10 protein-coding genes are annotated in these 11,809 nt (G+C 65.3%); 3 read left to right on the top strand and 7 right to left on the bottom strand.

The features are described 5' to 3' along the window. Position 1 precedes the first annotated feature (1 nt). The 4 genes from GXY47_11480 to GXY47_11465 are packed head-to-tail and all read right to left on the bottom strand — an operon-like array spanning position 2 to position 3,709. A complete protein-coding gene (locus GXY47_11480) occupies positions 2-1,216 on the bottom strand; it encodes a pyridoxal-dependent decarboxylase (protein NLV31760.1) in 1,215 nt (404 codons plus the stop codon). Next, entirely contained in the window at positions 1,206-2,108 is a 903-nt protein-coding gene (locus GXY47_11475; GenBank protein NLV31759.1) for a 3-keto-5-aminohexanoate cleavage protein, read from the bottom strand. Before GXY47_11475 ends, GXY47_11480 begins: the two co-directional genes overlap by 11 nt. Continuing rightward, positions 2,105-2,746 (bottom strand): acetyltransferase, encoded by a 642-nt coding sequence (locus tag GXY47_11470; protein ID NLV31758.1) that lies wholly within the window; start codon positions 2,744-2,746, stop codon positions 2,105-2,107. Before GXY47_11470 ends, GXY47_11475 begins: the two co-directional genes overlap by 4 nt. A 60-nt stretch (positions 2,747-2,806) precedes the next feature. Continuing rightward, entirely contained in the window at positions 2,807-3,709 is a 903-nt protein-coding gene (locus GXY47_11465) for a hypothetical protein (protein ID NLV31757.1), read from the bottom strand. 251 nt (positions 3,710-3,960) lie between these two features. Between GXY47_11465 and GXY47_11460 the strand changes: the two genes are divergently transcribed. Continuing rightward, positions 3,961-4,518: a hypothetical protein gene (locus GXY47_11460; protein ID NLV31756.1), complete on the top strand. Its 558-nt coding sequence runs from the start codon at positions 3,961-3,963 to the stop codon at positions 4,516-4,518. A gap of 67 nt (positions 4,519-4,585) precedes the next feature. Here GXY47_11460 and GXY47_11455 read toward each other — a convergent pair whose 3' ends face one another. Continuing rightward, positions 4,586-5,578, bottom strand: coding sequence for a deoxyhypusine synthase family protein (locus GXY47_11455; protein ID NLV31755.1), 993 nt, complete (start codon positions 5,576-5,578; stop codon positions 4,586-4,588). A 332-nt stretch (positions 5,579-5,910) separates the two neighbouring features. Between GXY47_11455 and GXY47_11450 the strand changes: the two genes are divergently transcribed. Further along, positions 5,911-7,110, top strand: coding sequence for a CoA transferase (locus GXY47_11450; protein NLV31754.1), 1,200 nt, complete (start codon positions 5,911-5,913; stop codon positions 7,108-7,110). Here GXY47_11450 and GXY47_11445 read toward each other — a convergent pair. After that, positions 7,094-9,394 carry a molybdopterin-dependent oxidoreductase gene (locus GXY47_11445; GenBank protein ID NLV31753.1) on the bottom strand — a complete coding sequence of 767 codons (2,301 nt, stop codon included), beginning with the start codon at positions 9,392-9,394 and terminating at the stop codon, positions 7,094-7,096. The two genes, GXY47_11450 and GXY47_11445, sit on opposite strands and share 17 nt — an antisense overlap. A 293-nt stretch (positions 9,395-9,687) precedes the next feature. Here GXY47_11445 and GXY47_11440 point away from each other — a divergent pair, with 293 nt between their 5' ends. Next, entirely contained in the window at positions 9,688-10,860 is a 1,173-nt protein-coding gene (locus tag GXY47_11440) for a hypothetical protein (protein ID NLV31752.1), read from the top strand. A gap of 14 nt (positions 10,861-10,874) precedes the next feature. Here the strand turns inward: GXY47_11440 and GXY47_11435 are convergent, their stop codons facing one another. Next, on the bottom strand, positions 10,875-11,786 hold the full coding sequence (locus GXY47_11435; GenBank protein NLV31751.1) for an EamA family transporter: 912 nt from the start codon (positions 11,784-11,786) through the stop codon (positions 10,875-10,877). Positions 11,787-11,809 lie beyond the last annotated feature (23 nt).

The following is an 11,809-nucleotide window of genomic DNA, read 5'->3' as shown; positions in this document are numbered from 1 at the left end:
CTCACGCGCTGTGGATCCTGATGAAGTCCTCTGCGGCGGGCCGCCCCCTGACCACGGTCCACTCTTTCCCGCGCCGCACCGCCACCGCCGGAAAATGCTTGATGAACATCGGGGAAAGGCAGAGGGTATAGCCCCCGGTCCTGTGGTAGACGATGCGGTCCCCGACCGACAGCTCCGGGTGGTCGCGGAGCACGAAGAGGCGGTCGAACTCCATGCAGGTGAAGCCCGAAATCACCTGGCGCGGGAGGGGCGGGCCCGCGGGAGGTTTGCGGCGAAGGACTTCGAAGAAATACCCGCTTTTACGCATCAGGGGGTCGATGTGCACCCGGCTGCCGTCGGTGACGGCGAAGGTGGCGGCGACGGTGCGTTTCACGTCCGTCACCTCGGTGACATAGGAGAACGGGGAGCTGACCAGGGAGGTCCCCGGCTCCACCACCAGGGTCGTCTCCCGGGGATCGAACCGGCGGCCCAGTTCGGCGGCGATTTCCCGGAAATATTCGTCGAAGGAGGGCTTGTCCGGGAGGCCCCCGAAGAAGCCCCCGCCCAGGTTGACAAAGGAGAGGTCGAGGGAGTGGGCCGCGGCGATCTCGCCGGCCGCCCCGGCCAGGGTCCGGTAGACCGCGAGGCTCCGCGTCCTGGAGCTCAGGTGAAGGTGCAGGCCCTCCAGGCGGATCCGCTTCAAACCGCGGATGAAGGCGACCGCGTTGCCCAACTCCCCGTTTTCGTGGCAGAACCCGAAGCGGCTCCCCTCGGTCCCCAGTCCGAATTCCCCGGGGCAACGGGCTTCGAGGTCGATGTTGGCCCGGATGCCGACCCGGAACGGCCCGCTGCCGGGGTGGTCCAGCTCCTTCAGCCAGAGGAGTTCCTGCCCGGAATCCAGGTTCACGAACGCGCCGCCCGTGACGGCGTCGAAAAAGGTCTCCCTGGTCTTGCAGGGGCCGTTGTAGATGATTCTCTCGTGGGGGTATCCCATGGCCAGGGCCAGCCGGTACTCGTCGTCGGAAGCCGCCTCGGCGTGCAGACCGCGGTCCCTGAAATAGGCCAGCAGCCAGGGGAGGGCGTTGGCCTTGAGCGAATAGGCCGTAACGGAACGGGGCCAGCGGGCCCCGAGCGCGGCCAGGAACCGGTCCAGGTTCGCGGAGAGTTCCTCTTCGTCGATGAGGAAGCAGGGGGTGTCGATCCCGGCCGGAAGCGGCCTGTCCGGGCTAAGGTCCATGGCCGTTTTCCACCTTCGGGGCGGGAGGGGGCGCGGCCGCGCCGTAGCGGCCGCGCCCGGGCTCGAGGCCAAGCCGGGACCTCAATTCCCCGGGAGACATGACTTCCCTTTCCCCGGCGGCGATGATCCTGTGGACCCGGCCGAGCAGGGAGTCGTTGGTCGCCAGGGTGGTCCGGGCCTCGTCATACCAGTAGTTGTCCTCCAGGCCGACCCGCACCCCCCAGCCCATGGCGATGGCCAGGGAGTTCACGGCCAGCTGGGGGCCGCCCACCCCTCCGAGGGAGAAGAGGGTGCCTTCCGGGAAATCCCGGATCATGCAGCCGATATGGAGCAGGTCGGCCTGGGCGCAGGCGATGTTGCCCAGGATCAGGTTGGCGTAATAGGGGGGTCGGATCAGCTCCTTTTTAACCAGGTACCTGAAGTAGTTGACCATCCCGACGTCGAAGAGTTCGAGTTCGGGCCGGATGCCGCGTTCCTTCATCATTCCGGCAAGCGCCAGGATCATGGAGGGCTCGTTGACGCTGGCCGTCCGGTTGAAATTCAAGGAACTCAGGGTGAGGCTCGCCATGTCGGGCTTCAGGGGCCCGTCGAGCGCCAGCACCTCCGAACGTGCGGCCAGGGTGTTGTGCACCCGTCCCGAGGTGGATACGCAGATCACCAGCTCCGGGGCGAAAGCGCGGATGCCGGCGATCATTTCCCCGTAGATTTCCTTTTGATAGCCGGGGGTCTCGTCGCTGTTCCGGGCGTGCAGGTGCACCATGGATATGCCCAGGCGGCAGGCGGAGTGCACGTCGCGGACGATTTCCGCGGGGGAGATCGGGACGTGCGGGGTCTCCCGTTTCCGGGGGAGCATTCCGGTGGGAGTGAAATTCACGATGATTTTGCCCGTCACAGTTTCACTCCCAGCCCCTCTTCCCGGTGGTAGCCGATAACGCGGGCGGGATGACCGACGTTCCTGGAGTAGGGCTCCGTATCCCTGAGGACGAGGCTTCCGGCGCCCACCAGGCTCTCCTCCGCGATCCTCACGCCGTTGCGGATGGTCGCGCCGATGCCGATGTAACAGTTGTTTTCCATGCGGCACTGGCCGCCGATCTTGCATCCGGGGGTGATCACGTTATGGTCTCCCAGGTGGAAATCATGGCCGATGTAGACCTGCTGCCGGATGGTGTTGCAGGAGCCGAGAGTCCCCCCGGCGCCCAGAAAAACCTGCTCGCAGATGAAATTGTTCTCCCCCATTTCCACCCCGGGGGACACGATGGCCGAGGGGCTGATATAGCTGCGCAGGCGGTAGCCCAGGGCCTTGGCCTTCAGGTAGAGACCGTCACGGCGGCGCATGTCGTGGTACGAGGCGGTCAGAACGATCATGTCGTGGCAGCGGGGCGGGTAGAGTCGGGTGACCTCCGACAGGGGGACTTGAGGCAGGCCCAGGCAGCGGCCCGAAGGATCGAGGTAGCCCTCGTCCTGGGCGAAGGCGGCGATGTTGAAGTCAGGGTGCCGGCAGGCGTCGTAATAGAGCATGGCCGCCAGCATTCTGCTTCCGTATACAACGAGGGGAGGGTTCATCCTGATTGCCGGGTGCGGACCCTGTGGTTATTTTTCGGCCTGGAACAGCTTCTCGTCCAGGACAGGATTGAAGGCCCACACCCGGGCGTTCATGGTCCAGTGGGCGATGAAGGATCCGGCGCCCCCCTCCTGGGAGTATTCCAGAACATAGCGGTGGGGAAGGATCATGCCCCCAACCTTGCGGTAGTCGTCGAATTTTTCGACCAGCCTGTAATAGGAATCCTCGCGCGCCCTGCCGATGTCCCCGATGTGGGTCATGGCGGATTCGAGGTAGTTGTATCCCACCGTCGCGTCGTCCCTGTCCTGGACCCGGTATTCCGTGCGCACGTGCCGGAACGTGTCGGGCTCGAAAAACATCTCGACCTTCATGTTGCCGACGTTGTTTCTGGGACGGTATTCGAGCGCGTACAGTTCGCGTCCTTCGAGTTCAACCCTGCGGCTCTTCATTTGTGCGTCCGCGGTCCGGGCCTCGAACAACAGCTGCCAGGAGGCGGAAAGCGCCCCGCCGAGCAGTCCCTGTTTCATGATGGTGTCGAAACGATAGAGGAAGTCGGCAACGGGGGACTTCCGGCCCGGGCTGATATGCTTCACCGTGACGCTCTCGCCGTCGTAGGCGAAATACTCCCCGGGGTAATTGACGTCCCCGTAGCTGAGCACGATTCCCAGGCTGGGCCCCTGGGACAGGAACATGGAATTGCCCTTGAGGGTCCAGTTGCCGCCCTGGATCAGCTTCACCTCGGAAGTGCCGATGAAGGTCCGGGACTGCTTCTTCGCCACGGTCTCGGGATCCCCGAGCGATCGGACGTGTGCAGCGACCAGGTTTTTGGGGTTGAGGGCTTCCTCGTTTCCCGCCCTGGAGCCGGTCGGCTTCATCAAAAACAACACGCACCCAAGGGTGATCAATGTAAGCGTCGTTCCTTTTCCTGGCATGAATCCCTCCGAACCGCTGCCGTGGATGAGTGATCGCCCCGGTGTTTTCCGAAGACGTCCCTCTATGGTAGGGCATTTCGGCCCCGGAATGCAAATTCGTTATTGGCGGATGCGGACGGTTTTTGCGGATTCCCCGCCCGCCGGGAAGAATGGCCATTCCGGGGCGCAGGGTTTCGGGTCATAATGTCATCGGGCTTACGTGACGACGGGGTCTTTCCGGGCGCGGACGCCCGGGCGGAGGGAGGTCGGTCATGGAGAAGCTTCTGGGCTTGTTTGCGATGACTTTTTTGCTGGGGGCTTCCGCTCGCGGCGAGGAGGTGACCTTCAGTTTCAGGGGTACCGTGCATGAGATGGATGGGGAATTCCTCTACCTCAGCGGTCACCCGTTCGAGCTGACCTTCACCTTCGAGCGGACGACGGACGACGGCCGCCCGGGCGACCCCGAATCCGGGAGTTACGTCGGCGCGCTCCGGTCGGGCGCTCTCGTCGTTTATAACGGGCAAGAGTATTACCGGTGGGAGATCGGGCCCGGGGGGCAGGATAACTTCATTGAAGTGAGAAACCTGCCGGGGGCGGATTCCTTCGTCGCCAGCGCCGCGCTCTCCGGTTCCATTTACGAAAATGAGATCCCGGCCCATTTCTACGTGGAATGGATCGACAGGGACGGGGTGGAGTTCGACGGCGATGGCCTGCCTGCGACCCTGGAGGCCGCTTCCTTCGAGCAGCGCCACGTCCACCTGACCTTTATCGGAATCCGGAAGCACGTCTATTCCACCCTGGGGGTGGTCACCTCCTCCAGCACTCCATGAACGGGACAAGCGCAAGCGGGCGCCGACTCCCCGGGGTCCCGGTCTCGATCGGCGGCGCCACGCGCCATCAACCGGCGAGAACATATGCGAAGACCAGGGGGGCCACGATCGTCGCGTCGCTTTCTATGATGTACCTCCGCGAATCGACGCCCAGCTTCCCCCAGGTGATCTTCTCGTTGGGGACGGCGCCGCTGTAGGAGCCGTACGAGGTGGTGCTGTCGGAAACCTGGCAGAAGTAGGACCACAGCCGACAGTCCATCCTGAGATCCTGCCGGATCAGGGGTACGACGCAGATGGCAAAATCCCCGGCGATGCCCCCGCCGATCTGGAAAAAGCCCATCTCCCCGGAGGCCGACTCCGCCAGGTACCAGTCGACCAGCGCCTCCATCGTTTCCAGCCCCGATTTCACGGTCGCATAATCCTTCAGTCGTCCGCCGCGGACGCAGGAGACGAAGAAGTTGCCGAGCGTGGAATCCTCCCACCCGGGGACGAAGATGGGAATCCCCTTTTCACAGGCGGCCACCAGCCAGGAATCAGCCTCATCGATCTGGTAATGAGGCGCGAGGGCCCGGCTCCGGATGACGTCCAGGATGAATTCAGGGGGGAAGCACCGGCGGCCCTCATCCTCCGCTTTTTTCCAGAAATCGAAAACTACCCCCTCGACCTTCCTCATGGCCTCATCTTCGGGAATGCAGGTGTCCGTGACCCGGCTCATTTTGTCGCGGAAGAGCGCTAGTTCCTCCTCCGGCTTCAGATCCCTGTAATGGGGCAACCGCCGGTATTGATCATGGGCGACCAGGTTGAAGAGATCCTCCTCCAGGTTTGCTCCGGTGCAGGACACCGCATGCACCTTGCCGCCGCGGATCATGGCGGCCAGGGTGATGCCGAGTTCGGCCGTGCTCATGGCGCCCGCCAGCGCCAGCATCATCTTTCCGCCGCCGCGGATATGGTCGGCGTAGGCCTCGGCGGCGTCCACCAGGACGGCGGAATTGAAGTGGCGGTAGTTATGCCTGAGGAAGGTCTTTACCGGGGGAAAGCCGGAATGGTTGCCGTCATGCATCGAAATCTCCTCGTGAGGGTTCACCGGGGTGAGTTTGGTTTCCTGAAAAGCCGCCGGGCCGGATGCTCTGAAAAGGTCATGGGACCGGTGGGTCAGCGGGGGAGCCGAACTGCGGTGAATGGCCCAAACCGTTGCCGTCATCCTGGAGAAAGGACGCCCGAACGGCCCGCTACGGGGACTGTAACCCAACCCGACCGTTTGTTCAACCGGTCTTGGCCCCGCCCTTGTCGGGTGGGGGGGCGATCCGCTATAATTCCCCCCTTTTGCCCGACGGGGTCTGGCGCCGCTCGGGCGGCTGAACCGACAGGGCTTCTGACCCGAGGAGGATGGGAATGCGCGTTGCCGTTCTGGAAGACATCACCGTCGTCGAGTGCGCCACCTACGTCACCGGACCCTACGCGACGTCGTTGCTGGCCGACCTGGGAGCGCGGGTGATCAAGATCGAATCGCCGCCTTCGGGGGACCCCTACCGGCATTTCGCCCCCGGTCCGCACTTCAGCGCCAATTTCGCGCACCTGAACCGGAACAAGGAGAGCATCGCCCTCGACCTGAAATCGGAGGAGGGGAAGAAGGCGTGTCTCGACCTGGTGAGCCGGGCCGACGTGTTCGTCGAGAACTTCCGCCCCGGGGTGGCCGACCGCCTCGGCCTGGGATACGAGGCGCTCTCGGCCCTGAACCCCCGCCTCGTTTACTGCTCGATATCGGCTTTCGGCCGGTCGGGGCCCGACGCGAAAAAACCCGGCTTCGATACCCTCGGCCAGGCGATGAGCGGCCTGATGGGCCTGCTGGCCGATCCCCTCGACCCGAAGATCCCCGGCATCGCCCTGAGCGACTACGTCACCGGCTTTTCGGCGGGGTACGGGCTCCTGGGCGCCCTGATGGCGCGGCAGAAGACGGGGAAGGGGTGCAGGGTGGAAACCTCCCTGCTCCAGGCGACCCTCTCCTTCATCGGGGAGGCCGCGGCCACCTACTACAAGACCGGTACGGTGCCCAACCGGATCGACCGGGTCAAAAACGGGCACGCCTTCGCGGTCGTGGCCAAGGACAACCTGCCGCTGGCCATCCACTGCTCGGTCCCGGAAAAATTCTGGCTGGCGCTGCTCGAGGCGATCGAACGGACCGATCTTGCCGAGGATCCCAGGTTCAGGACGCGGGACGACCGCCGCAGGAACTTCGAGGTCCTGGAAAAGGAGATCGCCGCCGTTTTCGCCACCCGGACGCGGGCCGAATGGCTGCGTCTGCTCGGGGCGAAGGACGTCCCTTCGAGCCCCCTGTACACCATCGGGGAAGTTCTGGAGGACCCGCAGGTCGTTCACCTGGGCGTTACCGAGGAGGTGGAACACCCCGTCGCGGGGAAGGCGCGGTACGTCGGTTCCGCGGTCCGCTACCATGGCCTGGACGCCGAAAAATCGGGCCCGCCCCCCCTCGTCGGGGAGCACACCGGGCGCATCCTCCTCGAACTCGGGTACGGCCCTGCCGCCATCGGGGAGCTGGAGCGGAAGGGCGCCGTGAGTTCTACGCCGGGGGACTGACCGGCCGCATCCGGCACAGCAGGGCCCTGCCGGGCCAGCTGCCGGTGAGGGGATCGCAAGCATCGGGCTCGTCCGTCGTCAGCACGTTCACGTTCGACTGCCAGAGGCCGTGAAGAGAAGGTTCCGCCCCCGGCTGCTCCGGGAACCACCAGCAGTGCTCCGCGTGCACCACGCGGGGATCGATCCCGGTCGAGAAACGCGCCTTCATGACGATCGATCCGCGCGGGGTCTCGATCGTCGCCCATTCCCCCTCCCGGATTCCCAGCCGGCCGGCGGTGTCCGGGTGGATCTCCACGAGCGGGTCGGGGTGCTGCTCGCGCATCCCCATCCCCGGCTGCCGGTGCTCGGACTGGAACTGGGGCAGAAACCGCCCCCCGTTGATCAGGATGAGGGGGTACTGCGCGGCGATCTCCGGGGTGCGGACGGGGCTTTCGGGGGGCTCCTCGTAGCAGGGGAGGGGGTCGTAGCCCAGTTCCTCCAGCAGGTTCGAGCAGAGCTCGAACTTCCCGCTCCGCGTCGCGAACCCGGTTGGTTTCCCCGTGCGCGGATTGATCGTTTCGTGGGTCCAGGGTTTCGAACTCGTGATGACATACCTTTTCGTGGCCGCTTCCTTGAAGGTGATGCCGAGCGGCGCGAGGCGCCAGTCGTACAGTTCTTCCTCCGTCCGCCACGGGAAGTGTTCGCCGAAACCGAGGCGGAGGGCGAGTTCGCGGAAGAAATGGTAGTCGGTCCTGCGCTCGCCGAGCGGGGCCACGGCGCGCTCGGCGGCGACCAGCACGCTCGTGAAATCCTCCATCGTCGACAGCGTTCCGCGCTCCAGCTTGCTCGCCGCCGGAAGCACGTAGTCGGCCAGCATCGCCGTCGGCGTCATGAAGTGCTCGAGCACCACGTGCAGATCCAGGTTGGGGCTTTTCAGCGCCCGGTAAACCATTTTGGTGTTGGCGGCGTTGAGCAGGGGGTTACTCCCCCAGGTGATGAGGGCCCTGGTCGGGTAGGGTGCGCCGGCGACGATGCTGCGCCAGATGGCGGGCTCCGGGGCCGTGAAGCTGTGGCCGCTCATCGGCAGGGGGACGCCGTAGGTCTCCTCGTAGAGCGCGTTCATCCGCTCCCAGGCGGGCCAGGTCATCAGTTTGAACCGGTCGCTTCCCAGTTGCCGGGCGCGCTGCCGGGGGGAGCAGCGTTCGGCCATCTGCAGCATGGAGTCGCGCACGGCCATGACCCCGTCGATCAGCGGCCCGGGGCCCTCGGGGGCCAGCCCGGGCGCCGTTCCCCGCATATTCCCCGTTATCGCGTGCAGGCAGAGCTTGGCCTGCTCGACCCGCGTGGCGTTGCGCCCCAGCTGATCGGGGGCCAGGCCGCTCATGATGCAGGCGGGCCCGTGTTCGGCATAGGCGACGGCCGAGGCGACGATCTGTTCGGGCGGGATCCAGGTGATCGCGGCCGCCCGTTCGGGCGGGTACTCCGCGGCGCGCTCCTTCAGCCGGTCGAAGCCGTGGGTCCATCGCTCCACGAATTCATGGTCGCAGAGGCCGCGCTCGATGATCACGTGCATCCAGGCCAGGAGCAGGGCCGTGTCGGTGCCGGGGCGGATCTGGAGCCACATGTCGGCCATCTTCGCCATCTCCGTCCGGCGCGGGTCGACGACGATGAGCTTCGCGCCGGGGTTCTGTTCGCGCCATTTCCTCATGGGGCGGCGCCGCACGGGGTTTGAGTCCCAGTAGTCCCTCCCGAGCAGCACCAGGCAGTTGAGGCGCTTGATCGGGGGGGCCAGGACGCAGGGGATGGTCGTCCCCGCCAGGGCGAAGGAGAGGGCGACCTTGTTGCAGGCGCAGGCGGTCCCCGCGGCCCCCACGTTGCCGGGGTTGCCGAACAGGTTCAGGAACCGGGCGCGGATCGGGTAGAAGTCGGAACGGTAGGTCCCCTCGATGGTGGAGAGGCATTCGGCGCCGTACCGGGCCTTGAGATCCTCGAGGCGGGCCGCGATCTCGTCGAGCGCCTGGTCCCAGGAGACCCGCTCCCAGCGGTTCTCCCCCCGCTCCCCCCGCCGTTTGAGCGGGTGCATCAGCTGGTCCGGGTGCTCCAGCCATTGGACGAAGTGGGGCACCCGCTCGGCGCACACCGCCCCGCGGTTGTAAGGGAAATCGGGGTTTCCCCTGATGTCGAGGATCCGGTTGCCCCGGACCTTGACGAGCAGGCCGCAGTTGCAGTGGCAGCCCGGGGAGGGCCAGCACAGCGTCTTTTTGACTTCCACCCCCGGTTCTTCGGCCCTGTTTCCGTCGTTCATGGCGTTTCCCCCTGGAGCGCCCAGCTTATCCACCTTCGGACCGGGCGTCAACCGCGCTCGGCCGACTCCCTCCCCGCGGATGTGTCTCTGGCGCATAACCTGTGCTATGATTGGATCCATATTCCCCCCCACGGAACCAGCCCTCCGGGACCGACGTTTCGAGGCACGCGTTCCCTGTCGGTTTGTTGACACGATCTCCTGCAGGCGGGCGCCGGAAGACCGGAAGGCGCTTCTGCGCGCGCGGGACCCGCTTTGGTGCCCCGCGGAGCGCGATCGGGAAAGGAGACGGGATCATGTCGTTCCTCAAGCGCAGGACAACCATCACGGGTGTGTGCATGGCGCTTCTGGCGTCCATGCTGGTCCCCCTCGAAGCGAGGGGCGAGTGCAGGACTGGAACCTACGACGCGGGCGGGGCAAACCCAGCCAGCTATCTTGTCTGCGTGCCCGACGACTGGAACGGCGACCTGGTGGTGTTCGCCCACGGCTACGTCGGCCCGCAGGAACCACTGGCGGTCGTGGACTATACCCTGCCGCCCGACGGGGCCCCGGTGTCGGGCATCATCACCGGCATGGGCTATGCCTACGCCAGCACCAGCTACAGCGACAACGGCCTGGTCATCGCGCAGGCGGTCGAGGATATCCGCGTGCTGGTGGAGCTCTTTCCGTCGATCAGCGAAACCGGGGTTTCCCCGGCCCGCGTCTACATGGTCGGGGCGTCGGAGGGAGGTCTGGTGGCCGCCCTTGCCATGGAGCGCAACCCGGTGTTCACCGGCGGCCTTGCAGCGTGCGGCCCGGTCGGGGACTTCAGGAAACAGATCGATTATTTCGGGGACTTCCTGGTGTTGTTCAACTATTTCTTCCCCGGAGTGCTTGCGTCGTTCACCGATTCGGGGGAGGCTCCGACGCCGGAGCACATTCCCGCCGAACTGATGGAGCGCTGGGATGCGGTGCAGGCGGCCGCGCTCGCGGCGTTGGAGCGTAATCCCCCGGCCCGGTCACAGCTTTTGAGGGTTTCCGGGATCGCGGCCGATCCCGAGGATCCCCTGTCGGCACAGTCGGTCCTGGCCGTGCTCTGGTATGGCATCTTCGCCACCAACGACGCGATCGACAAGCTGGGTGGGCGTCCCTACGACAACAGCCGCCGCTGGTACACGGGCTCGAAAAACGATTTCCGGCTGAACCTGAGGATCCCGCGCTTCCATGCCGACGCCGAGGCCGTGGTCGCCATGGGGAAGGGATACCGGACTTCGGGAAGCCTGCTCGGGCCGCTGGTGACGCTGCATACCACGGCCGATCCCACCGTTCCCTACTGGCACGAACCGATCTACAACCTCAAGACGCTGATCGCCGGGTCCCTGCTGCGGCACCTGAACATCCCGGTTGTGCGGTACGGGCACTGCCGGTTCGATCAGAGCGAGCTGTTGACGGCGTTCGCGATCCTGCGGCTGATGGCGGCCGGGCGCTAGTCGGTCGTTGAATATCAGGAGACCCCGGGGAAGTGGCTCAGGGCGATCCAGATGGAGACGACGATGAGGACGGACGCCAGGAGGCGGAGCAGGTACACGTGCCGGCTCTGCAATTCCAGCGCGGCGCTGCCGCGGTGGGTCAGGACCGCGGTGATCAGGACGATGAAGATCCCCCGGGTCGCCTGGAGGATGTTGGGGATCACCACGCCGCTCGACATCCTGAGCATGACCGTGAAGAGCAGGGTGGCCGTCACCAGCGCCGCCGCGGAATAGAGGCCGAGGCGCAGGTCGGTCCCCCTGAGCCGCAGGGGGATCCGTTTCTTCCGGATATAGGGGATGAGGCCGAGGGCCAGGACTCCGACGATGAAGTTGTAGTAGATCATGAAATTGTAGGAGTCGAGGTGCACGAGGGTGCGCTTGATGTAGATGTCGGTGAACCCGAAAACCACGGCGCACCCCGTCATGAGCGCCACCGGCCTGAGGGGAAAGCGGCGGCGGCTTCCCGGCGACGGGGAGTAGCTGAGGATGGCTATGGAAATCGCCACCAGCAGCGCGGCGACGTAGACCTGCCAGTTGTGTTTTTCCCCCAGCATGGGGATCGCCAGCAGTCCGGCGAAGATCACCTTGCTCCCCATGATGGGCATCACGCTCGAGACGTCGCCGCAGTGGAGGGCGGAGTAGAGAAACAGGTAGGCGGCGACGCAGGTCGCGCACGATATCAGCAGCGGCGGCCAGGCTTCCGGCGAGGGGAAGCACGCGGGGACGAAGAGCCAGAGGAGCGGGGTGATGACGGCCTGGATGACGCTGACGTAGAGAAAGAGGAGGAACGGCTCCCGGACCCGGTTCAGCAGCGCCTTGGAGAACGCCGAATAGACGCTGTGCGCAAAACCGGAGGAAAGGCCGATCAGCAGGAGAAGAACATTCATAGGGAACGGTGATACTGGAAATG

It is taken from the genome of Acidobacteriota bacterium (assembly GCA_012729555.1).
Classification (GTDB): Bacteria; Acidobacteriota; UBA6911; order UBA6911; family UBA6911; genus UBA6911.
The sequence above is the reverse complement of the archived record's forward strand: the minus strand, read 5'-3'. Positions and strand labels throughout refer to the sequence as shown.